The following is a 20,575-nucleotide window of genomic DNA, read 5'->3' on the forward strand; positions in this document are numbered from 1 at the left end:
GGCCGGGAACGGCGTCTCCCGGAGCGGCGTTGAAACCGACGTGCAGCGCTGGAACAACGGACTGAAGACCGCCGTCCTCCTCGGTCTCATGGCCGGGCTCATCCTGGCTGCCGGGTCGCTCATCGGCGGGCGGTCAGGGCTGTTGATCGCCCTGGTGATCGCGCTCGGCGTCAACGGGTTCGCGTACTTCAACTCCGACAAGCTCGCGCTGCGCGCCATGCGGGCCTTCCCCGTCACCGAGACGCAGGCGCCGCAGCTGTACGCCATCGTGCGCGAGCTGGCCACGGAGGCCCGCCAGCCGATGCCCCGGCTCTACGTGAGCCCGACCAACCAGCCGAACGCGTTCGCCACCGGCCGCAACCCCCGCAACGCAGCCGTCTGCGTGACCCAGGGGATCCTGGAACTGCTGGACCGGCGGGAGCTGCGGGGAGTTCTCGCTCACGAGCTGTCCCACGTCTACAACCGCGACATCCTGATCAGCTCCGTCGCCGGCGCGATGGCCACGGTCATCACGTACCTCGCGCACATGGCGATGTTCGCGTCCTTGTTCGGCGGGCGCTCCGACGACCGTGGCGGCGGGAACGCCCTCGGCAGTCTGCTGCTGGTCTTCCTCGGTCCGCTCGCCGCCGGCCTCGTGCAGATGGCAGTCAGCCGCAGCCGCGAGTTCCAGGCCGACGCGTCCGGTGCGCAGCTGTCGCAGGACCCCCTCGCGCTGGCGAGCGCACTGCGCAAGATCGAGCGGGGCGCCACCGCGCTCCCGCTGCCCCAGGACGACCGTCTGGTGACCCAGAGCCATCTCATGATCGCCAACCCGTTCCGCGGGCAGGGGCTCGCGTCGATGTTCGCCAGCCATCCGCCGATGCCGCAACGGATCGCCCGGCTCGAGGAGCTGGCCCGGGAGCTCGGTCAGCGCTGAACCCCGGGGCCTCGACCCTCGGCGGGACGCTGCCCCATGCCCGGGAGCCGGCCGCCGATCCTCCGCGGACGGGCAGGATCCGACGACCTTCCGCAACGCCCGCTCGGGCACTCGGGTCGGCCCGACGCCGGGTGTCCGACAGGGGAATCCTCCACCGGGACAGTCATCGCGCGGACTGTGCGAGCGGCGGGAGCTGAGCCGTGGACAGCGCTTCGTCGACGATGCGCGCCGCGCGTGGGCCGAAGCCGTGCAGGCCGAGCAGTTCGTCCTGGCTGACTCCGGCAAGTGACTCCAGGGACTGGTAGCCGGCCGCCTGGAGAGCACGAGTGGCCGGCGCGCCCACGTCCGGCAGGGCAGTCAGGAGCTCGACTCGCTCTCGTCGATGTCGGACATCGCCGATGGCTGACGACGGCCGGTGCCCGGCCGAGGACCCAGACGCGCCGCAGCGGGCGACCCGATGGCCGCCGCGCTGGGCGCGTCTGCGACTCCCTGCCGGCCGACGGGCTCGGACAGGCTTGCGGCGTGCAGGTAGGTCGCTGTCAGCGGTAGTTGTCGAACTGCAGGGCGACGTCGAGGTCGGCCCCGCGAAGGAGCTGCTGCACCGCCTGCAGGTCGTCCCGCTTCTTGCCGCTGACCCGGAGCTGGTCGCCCTGGATCTGCGCCTGGACCCCCTTCGGGCCCTCGTCGCGGATCATCTTGGCGATCTTCTTGGCGACGTCGGACTCGATGCCCTGCTTGATCTTCGCGCCGATCTTGTAGGTCTTGCCCGACGCCTGCGGCTCGCCCGCGTCGAGGACCTTCAGCGAGATGTTCCGCTTGATCAGCTTCTCCTTGAACACCTCGAGCGCCGCGCTCACGCGCTCCTCGGTGTCGGCCTGCAGGGTGACTCCGTCGTCGCCGGCCCACGCGATGGTGGCGTTGGTGCCCCGGAAATCGAAGCGCTGCGAGAGTTCCTTGCTCGCCTGGTTGAGGGCGTTGTCGACCTCCTGGCGGTCGACCTTGCTCACGACGTCGAAGGACGCGTCGGCCATGGCTGTTCCCTTCCGCTGAGCGGACCCGCCCCCGGGGTTCGCGAGGGCGCCGTCCACCGTTCTTGTACGCTGCTCCGGTACCACCGCACGGCGGGTTGCCCGAGTGGCCAATGGGAGCGGACTGTAAATCCGTCGGCTTAGCCTACGAAGGTTCGAATCCTTCACCCGCCACGCCCGGTACGGCGGCCCCCGACCTCCAGGTCGGGGGCCGTTGGCATGTTCAGCCGACGGTGGGCGCCCGAGCGCTCGCGGTGGCGGTCCGTTCCAGCGGCTCGCCCCCGAGGAACAGCCAGCCGAAGGCGATCTCGACGTAGCGGGTGCAGCGCACGGTGACCTCGGCGCCATCGGTCTCGGCCGACCAGGAATCCAGCGCCGTCGCGCCGTCGGCGAGGTGGTCGGCCACGGCGGCCTGCGCGGTGGCCCCGGCGAGCGGCAGCTCGCCGTCCACCCCGCTGGCATAGACGATCCGCTCGTCGGTGCGGTTGGCCGCGGCGAGCGCGGCGCCGTCGCACACCGACTGGACCTCCTGCTGCTCGAGGAAGGCGTCGGACGCGGCGATACCGCCGAACGCCATCAGCGCCGCCACCGTCCAGCACACCAGCACGAACGGCAGTGTCGAGCCGCGCTCGAGGCCTCGCCGGTCGACCCGCACGCGGGCACTGTAGGCGGGCGACCGGTTGTCCACCGACTGTGGACAGCGTCTGTGGACACTGTGGACACTCGATCGGGTGGCGTGCAGGGGCAGGCCCCTGCCTGTGGACGACGGACCCGCGCGTCCGCACCGGCCGCAACACTCCGAGCCATGTCCATCGAGATGCCCGCTGCCGAGGTCCATGCCATGGCCGCCGTGTTGCGCGAGGCCGCCGGTGACGCCGAGGAGATCGGGGCCCGGCTCGACCGGGCAGGGGACGTGGGGGAGGCCCTGCAGCCGGCGGTCGAGGAGTTCCTCGACAGCCACCGGACGGCCGGGCGGGCGCTGGCCGGGGAACTCGCCTGGCTGGGCACCGCCGTCGCGGAGGTCGCCGACTCGTGGCTGGCGCTGGACCGGGCGCTGCTCGCTCCCCGCGGCCGGGCGGCGGCCGAATGACGGCGTTCGTGCCACAGCCGGTGCCCCTGGAGATGCCACCGGGCGACCCGGCCGCTGTCGACGAGCTGGTGAGCGACGTCTCGGGGGCCGGGTTCTGGCTGGCCGTACTCCGCGACGAGCTGTCCGGTCCGGCGGCGTCGGCCCCAGGTTGGCTGGGCAACGACGCCGTGGCCGCCGCCGGGCAGGTGGTGCGGGTTGCCGGGCTCGCGCGGGAGGCCGCGGCCGCGGTGCTCGGCGTCAGAGGTCGGCTCAGCGCGTACGGGGAGCTGCTGCGGGAGACCCGCCGCGGGATCAGCCGCCTCCGGGAGGAGCAGGAGGAGGACACCCGGGCCGCGTGGGCGCGGCTGCAGGGCCTGCAGGACGTCACGACGGCCATGCGGACCGGGGCCCCGGACGCGGTCGCCATCGTGGAGGAGTTCGAGGCGACGGAGGCCGCTCGGCGCCGGCGGCATGCCGCGTTGCTCGAGGTGCTCGCCGAGGACGCCGCGGCGACCGTACGGGCGCTGGCCGGCGCCAGCCGTCCCGTGGGCGGCAGCGGGCGGCCCGGCGACGAGGGGCGGGTCCTCGCGTACCTGGCAGCGGAGCTGCCCGGCTGGGGCGACGAGGAACTGGCCGGACGTGGCGCCCGGCTGGCCCGGGTCCTGAGCGGACCGGTCGAGGACGCCGACTGGAACGCGCTGGCTCGGGAGGCCACGGCCTACGCCGGCTCGGCCGCCTTCGCCGAAGCCCTGCTGCTCGGCCTCGGCGTCGAGGGCGTACGCGAACTCCTGGGCGTGCTCGGGGACGGGCGCCTGGGAGCCGACAGCGCCGTGGCGGGTCTTCTGGCCGGAGCTCTCGGCGGGGCCCTGCGGACGGGTGACGCCCGTGACCCGGTTGGGGCGGTCCTGGACGCGGTCTATGTCGGCGTCGAGCAGCAGGACGCCCGCGTCGCCGTCGATCCCGGTCCGGATCCCGACGTCGTCGCACTCGGCATGGGGGCGGTCCTCGCGGCGACGGTGGGCATGAGATCGGGTGGACTCCGGCCGGAGACCATCGGGACGTGGGGGAGGCAGCTCCTCGCCCGTGAGCATGCGTGGGACGGCTGGCGCTCCGTGGAACGGGCCGTGCCCGCGAATCTTCGTGTGCCTCCGGTCGACCCCGTCCCGCTGGTGGTCGGGCTCCTGGCGGACAGCGAGGCGGCCGAGGCCGCGACCTTCCTCGGCGGGCTGCACGTCTGGTCGGCGATCCTGGCGCGCTCGTGGGACGACGGTGGGGCGGCTGTTGCCGACCTCGTCGAGCGCGCCGGCGCCGAACAGGGGCCGGCAGGGGACTCCGCCGTCCGCGCGGGGCTCCGGGCCCTCGGCGCGGGCCTGGCGGACGGCGATCCCGAGGACTGGCGAGTGGACCGGGGCACGGCGGCTGCTGTGGCGCCGGCGCTGGGACGAGCCGTGGCAGGGCACATCGGGGTGGCTGTCGAGGCCCTGTGGGTCGGCGTCGACGGGGGATCCGGCGGCACGAGCGACGCCCTGCGCGGCCTCGGTCATCTGACCCTGGCTCGGGACGCCGAGGCCTCGGTGGCGCAGGCGCTGTACGACTGGGCGCGGACGCAGCCGACCGCGTTCGAAGGAACCAGTGCATCGGCACCTCTGCCGGCGGTCGCGGTTCCCGCCGCCTACGTGGCGGCGAAGGAGTACGGCCAGCGTCTGGACCACGCGCTGGACGGGTTCGAAGCGCAGGAGGCGGCGGAGGAGAAGGAATGGTGGTGGGATCACACGGTCGGGCTGGTGGGCTTCGCACCGGGCGCGTGGGGCGTGGGGCTGGGGCTCGTCGAGGGCTACCTCGCGATCACTCTCGACATGGACGGCACCTGGACCGACCCTGTCGACGCGGGGCTGAGCTTCGACGGTGCTGACGCGGCGAGCGCGGCCCGTGCCGGCGTCGCGTCGGACAGCGCGGAGCAGGCCCGTGCCGTGGTCGACCAGGCACGCGCTGCGTACGAGCGCACCGCCGACGTCCTCGGCCGACCCGAGCCCCCGGTGTCACCGCGAACCGACTACCTCGAACCCCTCGGGGAGGTGGCGACCGACGTCGCCGTCGATCGGGCGCGGAGAGGCTTTCCCGTGCCGTTCTACGGCCCGCGGTGAGCGCGACGGCATACCGTCCGGTCACGGGGGGTGGACACCCGAATCGGTGACCTGGAGTCTATGTCCAGTTACGGAACGCGACGGCACAAGGGTTCGTCACCCGGTCGTGATCTTCGATGCTTGTTCCTGCGGGTGACGGGAAGCAGTGTTCCCGGCGCGGTCCGTACTGAACGACGCTCTGCCCCCGCGCGTAGGTGGCTGCCGCACCAAACCGTCAGTCATGCCTAGGAGGCGTCATGGGTAGCAACGTGCAGGGTGGTCCGAACACCGGTCGCGGTGCCAAGTGGAACCGCGGTGCCAAGTGGAACCGCGGCGCCAAGTGGAACCGCAGCACTGCGGTCTGAGCCGTAACCTCAAAAGCCGGTTTCACGGAGTCGGCCGGGTGGCCGCCTCCGTGACTCAGGGCTGACCTCACCCCTCCGGGTCGGTGACGCTTGTCCAGGCGCCGCCCGCTGTTAGCCTCGGCGCGCCCGAGTTCACCGCGGAGATGCAGGTACGAGTGGCCGAGCCGAACGACCGCACGCCGACCCGGCCGCTGCGTCTCAGCGCGTGGACCGTCGCGTGGATGGGGCTGGCGGTCGCCGTACCTGTTTCCCTCTGGGTGCTCGTGCCACTGGCCAAGCCGGTCGAACCCCACCTTCTCATCGCCGTCTTCGTCGGCCTGGTCGCCGCGGAGTCCTTCAATGTGGACTTCGAGTTCCGCAAGCAGGGGTTCTCCTGGTCCCTGAGCGAGCTCGCCTTCGTCATGGCGCTGGTCACCGTCGGGGGTGCCTGGACCGCCGTGGCCTGGGCTTTGGCGGTCGGCCTCGTCTCCTTGATCCAAGGCTATTCACGCGCGAAAGCCGTCTTCAACGTCACCGTGGTCGTCCTGGAGGCGTGCGCCGCAGTCGCCGTCCTCCAGGTGCTGCCGGTGGGGGACATCTCCGAGCCCCGGGTCTGGGTCTCCTATCTGGTCGCCGTGCTCACGGCCAGCCTTCTGGGGGTGGCGCTCATCGCCGCCGCCATCACCGCGACCCAGGGGTACCCCGGCCGCACGTTGTGGGCGTCGTTCTTCGTCCCTCTCCTCATGGTCGGCCCGGTCTCCGTCGTCGTCGGGCTGGCCGTGCTGCTGCTGGTCGATGCCACCCCATGGGCCTGGCTGCTGATCGCACCGCTCGTCGTGGCGCTCGCGCTCCTCTACCGGCGCTTCGCTGCCGTGACGCGGGAGGGGCACAGCGTCGAGCGGGTCTACGACTTCGCCCGCCGGGTGGAGCAGGTCTCGCCGGACGAGGCCGGCACCCGGCAGATCGTGGAGGCGGTCCGGGAGCTGCTCAACGCCGACCGGGTGGCGCTGTGGCTGCCTCCCTACCTAGACGAGGAGCCGAGGCTGGTCGTCGTCGCCGAGAACGGCGCTGTCTGGTACGACGGCCCCGGCGACCCCGACGACGTGTTCCGCCGCCGGGCGGTCGGGTCGGTGGACGGCCCGGTCCGGGTGTCTCTGGCCCGCGCCGACGACGAGGAGGCGGTCGCCTTGAGCCGGCGGGGGGTCTCCGACCTGCTCGGCGCTGCTGTCATGACCGCCGCCGGGGAGCCCGGTTACCTCGAGGTCTGCGACCGGCGCAGCGACATCCACTCCTTCGGCGACAGCGACCGCGCGGCGCTGGATTCCATGCTCACCCACGTCAACGCGGCCATCCGGCACCAGCAGTTGCTCAGCCAGATCCGCTACGACGCCGACCACGACCGGTTGACCGGCCTGCCGAACCGGCAGCGTCTGGCGGCCGAGGTGGACCGGGTCCTGACCGAGGACCCGGCGACGGCACGGGCCGGCCTGATCCTGGCCGCGCTCGGCAACTACACCGAGGTCACCGACACTCTGGGCCATGCCGCCAGCGACGAGTTGCTGCTGGTCACCGCCGGGCTGCTCCGGGAGCACGCGCCGCCGCACGCCCTGCTGGCGCGCATGGAGGGTGAGCAGTTCGCCGTCCTGCTGCCGGGACTGTCGCTCGCCGCGACCGAGCGAGCCGCCCGACGGCTGCGGGAGGCCGCATCCGCGCGGGCCCGCGTCGCCGGGCTGGACCTGGAGGTCACCCTGCGCATCGGGGTCGCCGCCGCACCCGGCCACGGCACCGACGCCGGCACGCTCATGCAGCGCGCCGACGTGGCCCTGCTCGCCGCCACCGACTCCGGCGGCGTGGCCAGCTACCACCCGGTCCTGGACCAGCAGAGCCTCCGACGCCTGCAGCTGGGCACGGAGCTCGAGCAGGCGATGGCCGACGGGCAGATCAGCGTCGTATTCCAGCCGATCATCGACGCGCAGACCTCGGACCTCGTCTCGGTGGAGACCCTCGTGCGCTGGGCTCATCCGCGCTACGGCGCCATCACGCCGGACGACTTCATCCACCTCGCCGAGCAGATCGGCCGGATCGGTGCGGTGACCGACCACGTGCTCGACCTCGCGCTGGCCCGCTGCAGGCGCTGGCTCGACCGGGACATCGCCCTGTCGGTCGCGGTGAACCTGTCCGCCCACTGCCTCAGCGAGCCCGACCTCGTCGCCCGCGTGCGCAGGGCGCTGCAGCGGCACGGGGTGCCGGGCGAGCTCCTCACCCTCGAGCTCACCGAGAGCAGCGTCGTCGACGACTCCGTGCGGGACAGCACCGTGCTCGCCGACCTGCATGCGCTCGGCCTCCGCCTGTCCATGGACGACTTCGGGACCGGGTACTCCTCGCTGTCCCAGCTGCGGCAGCTGCCGATCGACGAGGTCAAGATCGACAAGTCCTTCGTGCTGGGCATGTCGACCAGCCAGGGCGAGTCGTTCATCGCCCGCTCGATCATCGAGCTCGCCCACAACCTGGGGCTGCGGGTGGTCGCCGAGGGTGTGGAGGACGAGTTGACCCGTAACCTTCTCGCGGAGATGGGCTGCGACAAGCTCCAGGGTTTCCTGGTCAGCCGGCCGTTGCCCGACGACCGGCTGGAGAGCTGGCTGCTGGCTCGCACCGGGGTCCGGTCCGCTCTGCCGGGAGCGACGCACCGCCGGCTGTTCGTGCGCACCTGAGCATGGCCTCGTCCGGAGGCTCGCCCCGAGCCTGCGAGGAGGGAGAGAGGCGGGGTCCTTCAACTGCCCCCACCGCTCGCAGGCTCGCGGCGGGCCCCTGCAGGGAGGCCGAAGGCGTCAGGTACAGTTCTCGACGGCTCTTCGAGCACGCCCCTTTAGCTCAGTCGGCAGAGCGTCTCCATGGTAAGGAGAAGGTCTACGGTTCGATTCCGTAAAGGGGCTCTGTGACCAGCCGGTCCTGTCGCGAGACCGGGCCGCACGGTCATCCCGGCGGTGTAGCTCAGCCTGGTAGAGCAAGCGGCTCATAATCGCTGTGTCACCGGTTCAAGTCCGGTCACCGCTACTCCTGACGGACCCCGCACCCCGGGGTCCGTCACCGTGTCGGCAGCCGCCGCCGCGGGCGCACGGCACCTGCAACGACAAGGCTAGGAGCACTCCTCATGGCAGCGACCGACATCCGTCCGAAGATCACCCTGGCCTGCCAGGAGTGCAAGAACCGCAACTACATCACCCGCAAGAACCGGCGGAACGACCCCGACCGGCTCGAGCTGAAGAAGTACTGCCCGCGGGACCGCAAGCACACGATGCACCGCGAGACCCGCTGACGCGGGCGAACTGCTGAGCCGAGGGCGGGAGCATGGCGCTGGACCGGGAACTGGTCGGGCGCAGCTACCCGCCCTCAGCCGTCTACGAGGTCGGTCGGGCGAAGATCGCCGAGTTCGCCACCGCGATCGGTGAGGACGACCCGGTCCACCGCGACGTCGACGCCGCCCGCGCCGCCGGCCATCCCGACGTCATCGCGCCCCCGACGTTCGCCATCGTGGTCAGCCTCGAGGCTGCGTTCGTAGTGCTCAGCGACCCCGACGTCGGCCTGGACTACAGCCGGGTGGTCCACGGCGAGCAGAAGTTCGTGCACCACCGGGCGATCCGCGCCGGGGACCGGCTCGTGGCCACGACGACGATCGACGCTGCCCGCACCGTCGCCGGCAACGACCTCCTGACCACCCGCGTCGACCTCGCCACCGAGGACGGCGAACCGGTGTGCACCGCTACCTCGATGCTCGTCGCCCGGGGTGAGGCATGACCGTCGAGGTGGGCACCGAGCTGCCCGAACTCGTCGTCCGGGTGACCCGCGCCGACCTCGTCCGTTACGCGGGCGCCTCCGGTGACTTCAACCCGATCCACTGGAACGACCGCGTGGCCACCGAGGTGGGCTTGCCCGGGGTCATCGCACACGGGATGTTCACCATGGGCATCGCCGCCCGCGCCGTCACCCGTTGGACGGGCGATCCGGCAGCCCTCGCCGAGTACCACGTCCGCTTCGGCCGGCCGGTCGTCGTCCCCGACGACGAGCGGGGTGCGGAGGTGACCGTGCGCGGGAAGGTGGGGGCGCTGCTGGACGACGGCCGGGCCCGCGTCGACCTGACCGTCACCAGCGAGGGCGAGAAGGTGCTCTCACTGGCCCGCGCGATCGTCCGCCTGGCGTGAGCGCTCGGCGGACGGCCGTACTGGCCGCTGCCGGGGTGCTGGCCCTGTCCGGCTGCACCTCCTTCGCCGACACGGTAACCGCGCGGGACGCCGGTCCCACCGCGGCCGATGAGGAGGGCTGCCCCGCCGAGCGGGCGGAGCCGGACCCCGAGCGCCCGGAGATCTCCCTGGACTTCCGGCTCGCGGACGACCGGCGCAGCGTGACCGGCACCGAGACCGTCGTCTTCACCCCGGATCTCGACGTCGGGGAACTGGTGTTCCGGCTCATCCCGAACAGCCCTGACTCGGCGCCGGCCGGCAACCGTCTGGTCATCGACCGCGTCGGCGGGAAGGACGTCGCCGGCGGGCGCTACGAGGCCGCGGGCGCGACCGGTCCCGGCGGGCTGTACGTGGTCGACCTCGAGGACGAGCTGGCGGCCGGGGAGTCCACCGAGGTGGAGCTGGACTTCTCGCTGACGCTGGGCACGGGCGGCTTCGACCGCTTCGGCGTCGACGGCGGGGTCTCCTGGTGGGCCAGCGGCGCGCCGCTGCTCGCCTGGGAGCCGGGCGTCGGCTGGGCGGAGGACCCCTTCGTCGACCTCGGCGGGGAGACCGCGGCCAGCCCCGTCGCCGACACCCTGGTCACGATCTCGGCTCCGGAGGACCTCACCGTCCTGATGACCGGGGTGCAGGCGGAACCCTCCGCCCCCCGGGACGGCCGGCGGACGTGGACGTCGCAGGAGCCGGTCGCCCGGGACGTGGCGGTGGCCGCCGGGCCGTTCACCACCACGGAGGCCACGGCACCCGGCGGCACCCGGGTCACGACCGGCGTGCTGCCCGGCGGGGAGGTCCCCGGCGAGGAGCTGAGCGCCTGGACGGTCGCGGCGATCGCGGATCTCGAGGCGTTCCTCGGCCCGTTCCCGTACGAGACGCTGACCGTGGCGCTGCTGCCCGACTTCGGCGGCGGCATCGAGTACCCGAGCATGATCTTGCAGGCGACTCCCAGCCGTGCCGTGCTCGTGCACGAGGTGGCCCACCAGTGGTTCTACGGGATGGTCGGCAACTCGCAGTTCCGGGATCCCTGGCTCGACGAGGCCTTCGCGTCGTGGGCGGAGGCCGTCGTCGATCCCGGGTCGGGACTGGTGAGGGAGGCGGCGCTGGATCTGCCCGGCCCGGTCGGGGCGGCCATGGACGAGTACGAGAGCTCCGGCCGCTACTTCCGGCTCGTCTACGACAAGGGCGGTGCGGCGTTGCTGGCCGCGCAGCGGGCCGTCGGTGAGGAGGCGTTCGAGGCGGCGATCCGCTGCTACGTGGACGCGACGGCCTGGAGCATCGCCACGCGGACCGACGTCCACCGTGCCCTGACCGAGCTGCCCGCGGCCCTCGACGTCCTCGTCGACGCTCAGGCGCTGGACGAGGACGACGCGCCGCGCTGAGGGAGAACCCCCGGAAGGACCCCGTCGCCCTCACCGCTCGCAGGCTCGCGTGAGCCTCCGGACGGGGCCATCGACCTTCGCAGACTCAGGGCGGGGCCCGGGACGGGGCCTCAGCCGGCCGACCCGAGCAGCCGCTGCATGCGGGAGACGCCCTCGACGAGGTCGTCGTCCCCGAGGGCGTAGGACATCCGCAGGTAGCCCTGGGTCCCGAACGCCTCGCCGGGGACGACGGCCACCTCCGCCTCCTCCAGGATCAGCTCGGCCAGCTCGACGCTGGTCGCCGCCGTCCGCCCGGCGATGGGCCGGCCGAGCAGCCCCTTCACCGACGGGTAGACGTAGAACGCACCCTGCGGCTCGGGGCAGGCGACGCCGGGGATCTCGCGCAGCATCGAGACGATGGTCTGCCGCCGCCGGTCGAACGCCTGACGCATGGTCGCGACCGCTGACAGGTCGCCGGTGAGCGCGGCGACCGCGGCGGCCTGCGAGACGTTTGCGACGTTGGACGTGGCGTGCGACTGCAGGTTCGTCGCGGCCTTCACGACGTCGGTCGGGCCCAGGATCCAGCCGACCCGCCAGCCGGTCATCGCGTAGGTCTTGGCCACCCCGTTGACGACGACGCAGCGGTCGGCCAGCTCGGGCACCACCACGGGCATCGAGGGGGCGGTCACGCCGCCGTAGGTCAGGTGCTCGTAGATCTCGTCGGTGACCACCCAGATCCCGGCTTCCAGCGCCCAGCGGCCGATCTCCTCGACCTGCTCGGCCGGGTGGACCGCGCCCGTCGGGTTGGACGGCGAGCAGAACAGCAGGACCTTGGTGCGCGGCGTGCGGGCAGCCTCCAGCTGGCCCGCCGACACCAGGTAGCCGCTCTGCTCGTCGGCGACCACCGGCACCGGGACCCCGCCGGCGAGGCGGATCGCCTCCGGATAGGTGGTCCAGTACGGCGCGGGCAGCAGGACCTCGTCGCCGGGGTCGAGCAGCGCGGCGAACGCCTCGTAGACCGCCTGCTTGCCGCCGTTGGTGACCAGGACGTTCGCGGCGGTCGCCTGGAGACCGGAGTCGCGCGCCGTCTTGGCGACGATCGCGTCCTTGAGCGCGGGCAGGCCACCGGCGGGGGTGTAGCGGTGCATCGCCGGCTGCCGGCAGGCGGCCACCGCCGCCTCCACGATGTAGTCGGGGGTGGAGAAGTCCGGCTCGCCGGCGCCGAAGCCGATGACCGGTTTGCCGGCTGCCTTGAGTGCCTTGGCCTTCGCGTCCACGGCCAGCGTCGCCGACTCGCTGATCGCGGCGATGCGCCGGGAGATGCGGCTCGAGGTGGACGGGGCGGCGGACTCCGAGGAGACGGCGGTCATGGCCCCATCGTGTCAAAGAGCGCTCATCGGTGACGAAGTCGGACGTGGGCGACCGCGACGGAGGTCGCGTGGGTGGTGGGTGAGGACGAAGACGTCGTGGTGGAACGGCGGTTCCTCGCCCCACCAGCCGGTCCAGGTCCGCGTGCCCCAGTCCCCGCGGACGGGCCCGAACATGTTGCGGCCCATGACGGTGGCGCCGATGGCCCCGGCCTCCCTCAGGGGCCCGGCGCGAGCTTGCGAGCGCTGGGGGGAGGGAGGTCCTTGCTCAGGCGCTCGCCACCCGCACCGAGCGGCGCCTGCTCGTTCTGGTCCGGTCCCGCGGCGTAGCCGTCCAGGGAGATCGAGAAGTCGTGCACGCGGAGTTCGGTGATGCCGGATCGACCGTCGTGGGCCGCCGGACTCATCGTCGGAGCAGCGTCTCGGTGGGACGTTGGCTGTGCGCCCGTCCGGTCCCGTACACTGGCCGTCCTGGGGCAGCTGACCCCGCCACCGGCGTGCCCCGGAACCTCCCCGAGGCTCCGTGCTGCCGTGGTGAGGCAGGCGGTCCCGGGTGGCTCCGTCCCGGGTCCCGCCCTGAGCTTGCGAAGGGTGGGGAGGACGGGGTCCGTCAAGGGGTGTAGCTCAATTGGCAGAGCAGCGGTCTCCAAAACCGCAGGCTGCAGGTTCAAGTCCTGTCACCCCTGCCACCGCACGGCAGGTACCGACCGACCACAGGGTCGCTCATCGGAGCGGCCACCACCCACGAGGCGAGCGAGGCGCAGTGACCGACGAGAAGCCGGGACGCGAGGACGACCCTCGCGACGCCGAGCTGACCGACGAGCAGCTCGACCGTGAGGCCCCTGGGGTTGACGACGCCGCCGAGCTCGAGGCGGCCGAGGACGAGCTCGCCGCCGAGGCCGAGGCCGACGAGGACAAGGTCGTGGCGGCCCCCGCTCGACGTCGGCGAGGCCGGATCACCGCCGACGACGACGAGGACGACGACGAGTCCGGCCCGACGCGGGCGCGTCGGCCGGCCGCCTCCCGTCCGGCCGGACGGGACGGATCGGGTACCCGGTCCCGGGCCGCTGCCGAGCGGGCCCGCGCCGGGAGTGGGCAGAAGCGCTCGCTGGCCCGGTTCCTCCGCGAGGTCGTCGCCGAGCTGCGCAAGGTCATCTGGCCCGGCCGGCGCGAGCTGATCACCTACACCACCGTGGTCATCCTCTTCGTGGCGTTCATCGTCGCGCTGGTGGCCGGCCTGGACCTGCTCTTCGCCCGAGGCGTGATCGCCGTCTTCGGCTGACCTCCGCCCGCGCCTGCACGCCACCCGACAAGGAAGTGACTCACCTGTGACCGACCCCCGCGAGCCCTTCGAGACCGACAGCGCCGTCCCGGGCACCGACCTGGACGACGCCCGGTTCGACGTGCGCGGCGCCGTCGACGTCGAGACCGGCGCCGGTGAGCCCGGCGCCGCCGAGGGCTCCAGCGACACCGCAGATCTCGACACCGACACCGAGGTCTCCGACGTGACGCCGGAGATCGAGGGCGGCGACACCGACAGCCTGGTGACGGACCCGCTGACCGCGCCCGCCGCGAACTCGGACCTGCCGGCGGCCGACGAGGACGAGGACCCCGTCGAGGCGATGAAGAAGGCGCTGCGGACGGCTCCCGGCGACTGGTACGTCGTGCACTCCTACGCCGGCTACGAGAACAAGGTGAAGACCAACCTCGAGGCGCGGATCCAGTCCCTGGACGTGGAGGACTACATCTATCAGATCGAGGTGCCCACCGAGGAGATCACCGAGATCAAGAACGGCAAGCGCGCTCAGGTCAACCGCAAGGTCCTGCCGGGCTACCTGCTGGTCCGCATGGAGCTCAACGACGAGTCGTGGGGTGCGGTCCGGAACACCCCTGGTGTCACCGGCTTCGTCGGCGCCACCTCCAAGCCCTCGCCCCTGACCATCGACGAGGTCGTGAAGATCCTCGTCCCCGCGACCACGCCGCAGGCCGCCCGCGTCACCGGTGGCGAGGCCGCCACGACCACCGCTGCGCCAACCGCCCTGGTCGACTTCGAGGTCGGGGAGTCGGTCACGGTCATGGACGGGCCGTTCGCAACCCTCCCCGCCACCATCAACGAGATCAACGCCGAGCAGCAGAAGCTGCAGGTGCTGGTCTCCATCTTCGGCCGCGAGACCCCCGTCGAGCTGTCGTTCAGCCAGGTCCAGAAGATCTGATCGAAGGACCCGGTGCCCCCCAGCCCTCGCTCCGCTCGGGTCGGGCCCCTGCACCGGGGCCGCTCCATCCCGTCACGAAGAAGGAAGACATGCCCCCCAGGAAGCGGTTGACCGCGGTCATCAAGCTCCAGATCAACGCCGGCGCGGCGACCCCCGCGCCGCCGGTGGGTCCGGCGCTGGGCCAGCACGGCGTCAACATCATGGAGTTCTGCAAGGCCTACAACGCCGCGACCGAGTCGCAGCGCGGCAACGTGATCCCGGTCGAGATCTCGGTCTTCGAGGACCGGTCCTTCACGTTCGTCACCAAGACCCCGCCGGCCGCGCGCATGCTGCTCAAGGCCGCCGGAGTCGAGAAGGGCTCGGGCGAGCCGCACAAGACCAAGGTCGCCACGGTCACCCGCGACCAGGTGCGCGAGATCGCCACCACCAAGATGGCCGACCTCAACGCCAACGACCTCGACCAGGCCGAGAAGATCATCGCCGGCACCGCCCGGTCGATGGGCATCACGGTCCAGTAATAGAAGGACCCCGGCGCCCCCAGCCCTCGCTCCGCTAGGGCCGGGTCCCTGCACCGGGGCCGTTCCATAGCGTCACCACTCGTGGGAGGGCCACGCCAGGCCCGTTCACCACACGACCGGGGCGCCAAGCCCCCCGGAGAGGAATCACCATGGCGAAGCACGGCAAGAAGTACCGCGCGGTGGCCGACAAGGTCGACCGCGAGAACCTGTACAGCCCGCTGCAGGCGGCGAAGCTGGCCAAGGAGACGTCGACGACGTCCTACGACGCCACCGTCGAGGTGGCCATGCGCCTGGGCGTCGACCCACGCAAGGCCGACCAGATGGTGCGCGGCACCGTCAACCTGCCGCACGGCACCGGCAAGACCGCCCGCGTCATCGTGTTCGCGACCGGTGACAAGGCCGCCGAGGCCGAGGCCGCCGGCGCCGACGTCGTGGGCTCCGACGACCTGATCGAGCGCATCCAGGGCGGCTTCCTGGACTTCGACGCCGCAATCGCCACCCCGGACCAGATGGCCAAGGTCGGCCGGATCGCCCGCATCCTCGGCCCCCGTGGCCTGATGCCGAACCCGAAGACCGGCACCGTGACCTCCGACGTCACCAAGGCCGTCAACGACATCAAGGGCGGGAAGATCAACTTCCGCGTCGACAAGCAGGCCAACCTGCACCTGGTGATCGGCAAGACGTCGTTCGACGAGGCGAAGCTGGTCGAGAACTACGCCGCTGCGCTCGACGAGGTCCTCCGCGCCAAGCCGTCGTCGGCCAAGGGTCGGTATCTCAAGAAGGTCACCGTCTCCACGACCATGGGCCCCGGCATCCCCGTCGACCCCAACCGGACGCGCAACATGCTGGTGGACGAGCCCACCGCCTGAGAAACACTCCCTGCCCCCGCCACTCGCGAGTTCGCGGCGGGGCCCTGCAGGGGGCCGGCCGTGGGGCCCCGCAGCGCACGTCGCTGCGGGGCCCTGGTCATTCCCCGGTTGGCGGTCGCGCCCACCGTTCGCGTACTCTTGCTGCTGTTCCCCCAAGACCGCTGGTCGTCGCACGTCCGCGTGCGATCGAAGGTCCCGGAATCCGGGCGACCCGCGCAGGTGGACGGTTCGATCGACGGGCGTCCGCCGCCCGTCCCTCGCCCCGTGCGCGCTGCGCCGGGGCGTTCCTCGTCTCCGGGGTCATCGATCGCCCGTCGTCGTGCAGCGGCCGGTGGTCGCCCGACAGACGAGAGGAGGCCCATGCCCACGCAGGCGAAGGCCGCGGTGATCGACGAGATCACCGAGCGGTTCCAGAACTCGAGTGCGGCGGTGCTCACCGAGTACCGCGGGCTGACCGTGGCCCAGCTGACCCAGCTGCGCCGTTCCCTCGGTGAGGGCAGCAGCTACGCCGTCGTCAAGAACACCCTGACGAAGCGGGCAGCGGACTCGGTCGGTTTCTCCGACCTGGCCCCGCTGCTCAACGGCCCGACCGCGATCGCGTTCATCGACGGCGACCCGGTCAACGCGGCCAAGGCCATCCGTGACTTCGCGCGCGCCAACCCGGCGCTCGTCGTCAAGGGCGGCGTGGTCGAGGGCCGCACGGTCGACGCCGGCGAGGTCACCCGCCTTGCCGACGTCGAGAGCCGTGAGGTGCTCCTCGCCAAGCTGGCCGGCGCGATGAAGGGCAACCTGACCAAGGCCGCCGGGCTGTTCCAGGCCCCGCTGTCGCAGGTCGCCCGTCTGGCCGCCGCGCTGCAGGACAAGAAGGCTGCCGAGGCTCCCGCCCCGGCTGCCGATGCTCCCGCGGCCGCGGCCGACGACAGCACCGCTGCTGCTGACACCACCCCCGAGACCGACACCGTTGCCGCCGACGCGGCCAGCGGCGACTGACCCAGAAGGAGACAGACATGGCCAAGATTTCCAGCTCGGACCTGCTCGACGCGTTCAAGGAGATGACCCTCCTCGAGCTCTCCGACTTCGTGAAGCAGTTCGAGGAGACCTTCGACGTCACCGCTGCTGCCCCCGTGGCCGTTGCGGCCGCCCCCGCCGCCGGTGGTGGCGGCGGTGGCGAGGAGGCCGCTGTCGAGCAGGACGAGTTCGACGTCATCCTCGAGGCTGCCGGTGACAAGAAGATCCAGGTCATCAAGGAGGTGCGCGGTCTGACCTCGCTCGGCCTCAAGGAGGCCAAGGACCTGGTCGACAACGCGCCGAAGCCGGTCCTGGAGAAGGTCGCCAAGGACGCTGCGGACAAGGCCAAGGCCGCCCTCGAGGGCGCCGGCGCCACCGTCACCGTCAAGTGACGACCTCCCCGGCCTGACGCCGGGGAACGCACCACCTCGTTCACAGGGGCCGATCCGCATGGCGGGTCGGCCCCTGTGGCGTTCCACCGGTCAGGTGAACAGGGCCGACCGCACGAGTAGTACCTGGAGGCCCAGGTCACAGCTACTGCGTGATCCACGTAACCTCTGCCCGGACCCGTCGTTACCCATGAGTAGTCAGACGTCGGCGGGTTTCGAGATGCATGGAACGCCACGACACAGCAAACTGCCGTGGCTCCTCGGTGCAGCGGGAGCGGAAGCCGGCAACGAGGCCGGAGTGGAGGGGACAGGTCGTGGGCGTCGCAGTCGAGGTCGAGGGTCTGTCGAAGTCGTTCGGCAGCCAGAACATCTGGAGTGACGTCACACTGACCTTGCCGCCGGGGGAGATCTCGGTCCTCCTCGGCCCGTCGGGCACCGGCAAGTCCGTCTTCCTGAAGTCGCTGGTGGGTCTGCTCAAGCCCGAGCGGGGCTCGATCGTCATCAACGACGTCGACCTCGTCAGGACCAGCGAGCACAAGCTCTACGAGATCCGCAAGCTCTTCGGCGTGCTGTTCCAGGACGGCGCGCTGTTCGGCTCGATGAACCTGTTCGACAACATCGCCTTCCCGCTGCGCGAGCACACGAAGAAGTCCGAGACCGAGATCAAGAACATCGTCCTCGAGAAGATGGACATGGTGGGTCTGCAGGGCGCCGAGGGGAAGCTGCCGGGTGAGATCTCCGGCGGTATGCGCAAGCGGGCCGGCCTCGCCCGGGCCCTGGTGCTCGACCCGGAGATCATCCTGTTCGACGAGCCCGACTCCGGCCTCGACCCGGTCCGCGTCGCCTACCTCAACCAGCTGATCGTCGATCTCAACGCCCAGATCGACGCCACGTTCCTCATCGTCACGCACGACATCGGCACGGCGCGGACGGTCCCCGACAACCTCGGCCTGCTGTTCCGCCGCAACCTCGTGATGTTCGGCCCGCGCGAGCAACTGCTGACCTCGCAGGAGCCCGTGGTCCGCCAGTTCCTCAACGGCCGCCGCGAGGGCCCCATCGGCATGAGCGAGGAGAAGGACGTCGCCCAGGTGGAGGCCGAGATGGCGGCGCTGGAGGCCCGTGGCGGGGACTCGCACAACGGCGTCGGGCCCAAGGGGGCCAGCGGAGGGGACGCCGTCCCGCCGCAGCTGACCCCCACCGAGGGCCTGCCCGTGCGCCAGGCCGAACGCCGCCGCCAGGAGCGGGTCGCCCGCATGCTGCACGAGTTCGACGCGGAGACGCAGGAGGCCATCCGCGCCTCGCTGCCCGAGGACCTGCTCGCCCAGGTGGACTCCGGCGTGTTCGAGCCCACCCGTGGCTCCCGTGGCCGGCACTGGGCGGCCGAGCCCGGTGCCGTCCCCGCAGGTGTCGCGGCCACCGCCGTCCTGCCCCGCCAGGGGGGTGAGGGGTGACGGCCACCGACAAGCCGAAGGCCCCGGGACTGCTCGACGGAAAGTTCTCACCGACCCGTCCGCTCGCGGCGAGCGGCAACCTCTTCGCCTTCGGGCTGGACGTGGTCAAGGCGCTGCCCAAGCGCCCGTTCCAGATCCGCGAGTTCATCCAGCAGACCTGGTTCATCGCGAGCGTCACGATCCTGCCGACGGCGCTGGTCGCGATCCCCTTCGGTGCGGTCATCGCGCTGCAGCTGGGCTCGCTGACCCGCCAGCTCGGTGCACAGTCCTTCACCGGGGCGGCCTCGGTGCTGGCGGTGCTCCGCGAGGCCAGCCCGATCGTCACCGCGCTGCTCATCGCGGGGGCGGGCGGCTCGGCCATCTGCGCGGACCTCGGGGCCCGGAAGATCCGCGACGAGATCGACGCGATGGAGGTGCTGGGCATCAGCCCGATCCAGCGCCTCGTCGTCCCCCGCGTGCTGGCCTCGATGCTGGTGGCCGTCCTGCTCAACGGCCTGGTGAGCGTCGTCGGTGTCGCGGGCGGCTACTTCTTCAACGTCGTCCTGCAGGGCGGCACACCCGGTGCCTACCTGGCCTCCTTCAGCGCGCTGGCGCAGGTCGAGGACTTCTGGTCAGGGGAGATCAAGGCGCTGATCTTCGGTCTGATCGCGGCCATCGTCGCCTCCTACAAGGGGCTGCGGGCCGGAGGTGGGCCCAAGGGCGTGGGTGACGCGGTGAACCAGTCCGTCGTCATCACGTTCCTCCTGCTGTTCGCGGTGAACTTCGTGATCACCGCGATCTACTTCCAGCTCGTCCCGCCGAAGGGGCAGTGATGGCGCTGCTCTCACCCGGCGACCGGGTCAAGGTGGCTGCCCGCCGCGTCGCGCGGAAGGTGTACCGCCAGCCGCTGGGCACGCTCGACGACCTCGGCGACCAGCTCGGCTTCTACGGTCGGGCACTCGCCTGGACCCCCCGCACCCTCAAGCGCTACAAGAAGGAGGTTCTCCGCCTCCTGGCGGAGGTCACATTCGGGACCGGGGCGCTCGCGGTCATCGGGGGCACCGTCGGCGTCATCGCGTTCCTGTCGTTCTTCACCGGGACCGAGGTGGGCCTGCAGGGGTACGCGGCGCTGGACCAGCTGGGGACGTCGGCCTTCACCGGCTTCCTCTCGGCCTACTTCAACACGCGGGAGATCGCCCCACTCGTGGCCGGCCTGGCGCTGTCGGCAACGGTCGGTTGCGGGTTCACCGCGCAGATCGGCGCCATGCGGATCAACGAGGAGATCGACGCCCTCGAGGTCATGGGCGTGCCCTCGCTGCCGTTCCTGGTGACGACCCGGATCATCGCCGGCTTCATCGCCGTGATCCCGCTGTACGTGCTGGGTCTGCTGACCAGCTACTTCGCGACCCGGACCATCGCCACCCAGGCCTACGGGCAGTCCACGGGCACCTACGACCACTACTTCAACCTGTTCCTCCCCCCGGAGGACGTGCTGTGGTCGTTCCTGAAGGTCCTCGTCTTCGCCGTCGTGATCATCCTGACGCACTGCTACTACGGCTACCGGGCCAGCGGCGGACCGGCGGGCGTGGGCCTGGCCGTCGGCCGGGCCGTCCGGTTCTCGATCGTGGCGATCAACATCATCGACCTGTTCCTGTCCCTGGCCATCTGGGGCTCGACGACGACTGTCCGGATTGCGGGGTGATGGCAG

General features: G+C 71.5%; 22 protein-coding genes and 4 tRNA genes. 21 read left to right on the top strand and 5 right to left on the bottom strand.

The genetic code is table 11. The features are described from left to right. Nucleotides 1-40: 40 nt before the first annotated feature. Nucleotides 41-916, top strand: coding sequence for a zinc metalloprotease HtpX (gene htpX, locus CHB94_RS10010; protein ID WP_089336429.1), 876 nt, complete (start codon nucleotides 41-43; stop codon nucleotides 914-916). A gap of 163 nt (nucleotides 917-1,079) precedes the next feature. On the opposite strand, the gene CHB94_RS10015 is transcribed toward htpX, so the two are convergent. Continuing rightward, a complete protein-coding gene (locus CHB94_RS10015) occupies nucleotides 1,080-1,259 on the bottom strand; it encodes a helix-hairpin-helix domain-containing protein (RefSeq protein ID WP_254920549.1) in 180 nt (59 codons plus the stop codon). A 196-nt stretch (nucleotides 1,260-1,455) separates the two neighbouring features. Next, nucleotides 1,456-1,947, bottom strand: coding sequence for a YajQ family cyclic di-GMP-binding protein (locus CHB94_RS10020; RefSeq protein WP_089336431.1), 492 nt, complete (start codon nucleotides 1,945-1,947; stop codon nucleotides 1,456-1,458). Nucleotides 1,948-2,036: 89 nt separating this feature from the next. Here CHB94_RS10020 and CHB94_RS10025 point away from each other — a divergent pair. Then, a tRNA-Tyr gene (locus CHB94_RS10025) sits at nucleotides 2,037-2,118 on the top strand. A 49-nt stretch (nucleotides 2,119-2,167) separates the two neighbouring features. Here CHB94_RS10025 and CHB94_RS10030 read toward each other — a convergent pair. Then, the gene (locus tag CHB94_RS10030) at nucleotides 2,168-2,599 is read right to left on the bottom strand and encodes a pilus assembly protein TadG-related protein (protein WP_089336519.1); all 432 of its coding nucleotides are present in this window, start codon (nucleotides 2,597-2,599) and stop codon (nucleotides 2,168-2,170) included. 150 nt (nucleotides 2,600-2,749) lie between these two features. Here CHB94_RS10030 and CHB94_RS10035 point away from each other — a divergent pair, with 150 nt between their 5' ends. The 9 genes from CHB94_RS10035 (at nucleotide 2,750) to CHB94_RS10075 (ending at nucleotide 11,094) form a co-directional block, all read left to right on the top strand. After that, nucleotides 2,750-3,034, top strand: a complete 285-nt coding sequence (locus CHB94_RS10035) for a hypothetical protein (RefSeq protein WP_089336432.1) — start codon at nucleotides 2,750-2,752, stop codon at nucleotides 3,032-3,034. Continuing rightward, on the top strand, nucleotides 3,031-5,157 hold the full coding sequence (locus CHB94_RS10040; protein ID WP_141137455.1) for a hypothetical protein: 2,127 nt from the start codon (nucleotides 3,031-3,033) through the stop codon (nucleotides 5,155-5,157). The genes CHB94_RS10035 and CHB94_RS10040 overlap by 4 nt, the downstream gene beginning before the upstream one ends. Nucleotides 5,158-5,584: 427 nt before the next feature. Then, nucleotides 5,585-8,191 carry a putative bifunctional diguanylate cyclase/phosphodiesterase gene (locus tag CHB94_RS10045; protein WP_254920550.1) on the top strand — a complete coding sequence of 869 codons (2,607 nt, stop codon included), beginning with the start codon at nucleotides 5,585-5,587 and terminating at the stop codon, nucleotides 8,189-8,191. A gap of 149 nt (nucleotides 8,192-8,340) precedes the next feature. Beyond that, nucleotides 8,341-8,413 (top strand) — tRNA-Thr (locus tag CHB94_RS10050). Nucleotides 8,414-8,460: 47 nt separating this feature from the next. Further along, nucleotides 8,461-8,534, top strand: a tRNA-Met gene (locus tag CHB94_RS10055). Nucleotides 8,535-8,631: 97 nt separating this feature from the next. Then, entirely contained in the window at nucleotides 8,632-8,796 is a 165-nt protein-coding gene (rpmG, locus tag CHB94_RS10060; protein ID WP_089336435.1) for a 50S ribosomal protein L33, read from the top strand. Nucleotides 8,797-8,828: 32 nt separating this feature from the next. Then, on the top strand, nucleotides 8,829-9,275 hold the full coding sequence (locus tag CHB94_RS10065) for an FAS1-like dehydratase domain-containing protein (protein ID WP_089336436.1): 447 nt from the start codon (nucleotides 8,829-8,831) through the stop codon (nucleotides 9,273-9,275). Continuing rightward, nucleotides 9,272-9,679 (top strand): MaoC family dehydratase, encoded by a 408-nt coding sequence (locus tag CHB94_RS10070; RefSeq protein ID WP_089336437.1) that lies wholly within the window; start codon nucleotides 9,272-9,274, stop codon nucleotides 9,677-9,679. Before CHB94_RS10065 ends, CHB94_RS10070 begins: the two co-directional genes overlap by 4 nt. After that, nucleotides 9,676-11,094: a M1 family aminopeptidase gene (locus CHB94_RS10075; RefSeq protein ID WP_089336438.1), complete on the top strand. Its 1,419-nt coding sequence runs from the start codon at nucleotides 9,676-9,678 to the stop codon at nucleotides 11,092-11,094. Before CHB94_RS10070 ends, CHB94_RS10075 begins: the two co-directional genes overlap by 4 nt. A gap of 110 nt (nucleotides 11,095-11,204) precedes the next feature. Here the strand turns inward: CHB94_RS10075 and CHB94_RS10080 are convergent, their stop codons facing one another. Both CHB94_RS10080 and CHB94_RS10090 read right to left on the bottom strand, forming a co-directional pair. After that, nucleotides 11,205-12,443, bottom strand: a complete 1,239-nt coding sequence (locus CHB94_RS10080; protein ID WP_089336439.1) for a pyridoxal phosphate-dependent aminotransferase — start codon at nucleotides 12,441-12,443, stop codon at nucleotides 11,205-11,207. 215 nt (nucleotides 12,444-12,658) lie between these two features. Beyond that, nucleotides 12,659-12,847 (bottom strand): hypothetical protein, encoded by a 189-nt coding sequence (locus CHB94_RS10090; RefSeq protein ID WP_089336440.1) that lies wholly within the window; start codon nucleotides 12,845-12,847, stop codon nucleotides 12,659-12,661. A 206-nt stretch (nucleotides 12,848-13,053) separates the two neighbouring features. Here CHB94_RS10090 and CHB94_RS10095 point away from each other — a divergent pair. The 10 genes from CHB94_RS10095 to CHB94_RS10140 all read left to right on the top strand — a co-directional run bounded on the left by CHB94_RS10095 (nucleotide 13,054) and on the right by CHB94_RS10140 (nucleotide 20,569). Further along, nucleotides 13,054-13,129, top strand: a tRNA-Trp gene (locus CHB94_RS10095). A gap of 74 nt (nucleotides 13,130-13,203) precedes the next feature. Beyond that, nucleotides 13,204-13,722 carry a preprotein translocase subunit SecE gene (gene secE, locus CHB94_RS10100; protein WP_089336441.1) on the top strand — a complete coding sequence of 173 codons (519 nt, stop codon included), beginning with the start codon at nucleotides 13,204-13,206 and terminating at the stop codon, nucleotides 13,720-13,722. Nucleotides 13,723-13,768: 46 nt separating this feature from the next. Then, nucleotides 13,769-14,653 (top strand): transcription termination/antitermination protein NusG, encoded by an 885-nt coding sequence (nusG, locus tag CHB94_RS10105; protein WP_217899248.1) that lies wholly within the window; start codon nucleotides 13,769-13,771, stop codon nucleotides 14,651-14,653. 89 nt (nucleotides 14,654-14,742) lie between these two features. Continuing rightward, nucleotides 14,743-15,171 (top strand): 50S ribosomal protein L11, encoded by a 429-nt coding sequence (gene rplK / locus CHB94_RS10110; protein ID WP_089336442.1) that lies wholly within the window; start codon nucleotides 14,743-14,745, stop codon nucleotides 15,169-15,171. Between the two features lie 149 nt (nucleotides 15,172-15,320). Continuing rightward, nucleotides 15,321-16,040 carry a 50S ribosomal protein L1 gene (gene rplA, locus CHB94_RS10115; protein ID WP_089336443.1) on the top strand — a complete coding sequence of 240 codons (720 nt, stop codon included), beginning with the start codon at nucleotides 15,321-15,323 and terminating at the stop codon, nucleotides 16,038-16,040. 360 nt (nucleotides 16,041-16,400) lie between these two features. Then, nucleotides 16,401-17,030, top strand: a complete 630-nt coding sequence (rplJ, locus tag CHB94_RS10120) for a 50S ribosomal protein L10 (RefSeq protein WP_089336444.1) — start codon at nucleotides 16,401-16,403, stop codon at nucleotides 17,028-17,030. A gap of 17 nt (nucleotides 17,031-17,047) precedes the next feature. Beyond that, nucleotides 17,048-17,440: a 50S ribosomal protein L7/L12 gene (gene rplL / locus CHB94_RS10125; protein ID WP_089336445.1), complete on the top strand. Its 393-nt coding sequence runs from the start codon at nucleotides 17,048-17,050 to the stop codon at nucleotides 17,438-17,440. A gap of 311 nt (nucleotides 17,441-17,751) precedes the next feature. After that, on the top strand, nucleotides 17,752-18,888 hold the full coding sequence (locus tag CHB94_RS10130; protein ID WP_089336446.1) for an ABC transporter ATP-binding protein: 1,137 nt from the start codon (nucleotides 17,752-17,754) through the stop codon (nucleotides 18,886-18,888). Continuing rightward, nucleotides 18,885-19,700, top strand: a complete 816-nt coding sequence (locus tag CHB94_RS10135) for an MlaE family ABC transporter permease (protein ID WP_254920551.1) — start codon at nucleotides 18,885-18,887, stop codon at nucleotides 19,698-19,700. Before CHB94_RS10130 ends, CHB94_RS10135 begins: the two co-directional genes overlap by 4 nt. Further along, entirely contained in the window at nucleotides 19,700-20,569 is an 870-nt protein-coding gene (locus tag CHB94_RS10140) for an MlaE family ABC transporter permease (protein ID WP_176445495.1), read from the top strand. The genes CHB94_RS10135 and CHB94_RS10140 overlap by 1 nt, the downstream gene beginning before the upstream one ends. The last annotated feature ends 6 nt before the right edge of the window (nucleotides 20,570-20,575 follow it).

Origin of the sequence: Blastococcus mobilis, from assembly GCF_900188025.1 — a bacterium.
Taxonomy (GTDB): Bacteria; Actinomycetota; Actinomycetes; order Mycobacteriales; family Geodermatophilaceae; genus Blastococcus_B; species Blastococcus_B mobilis.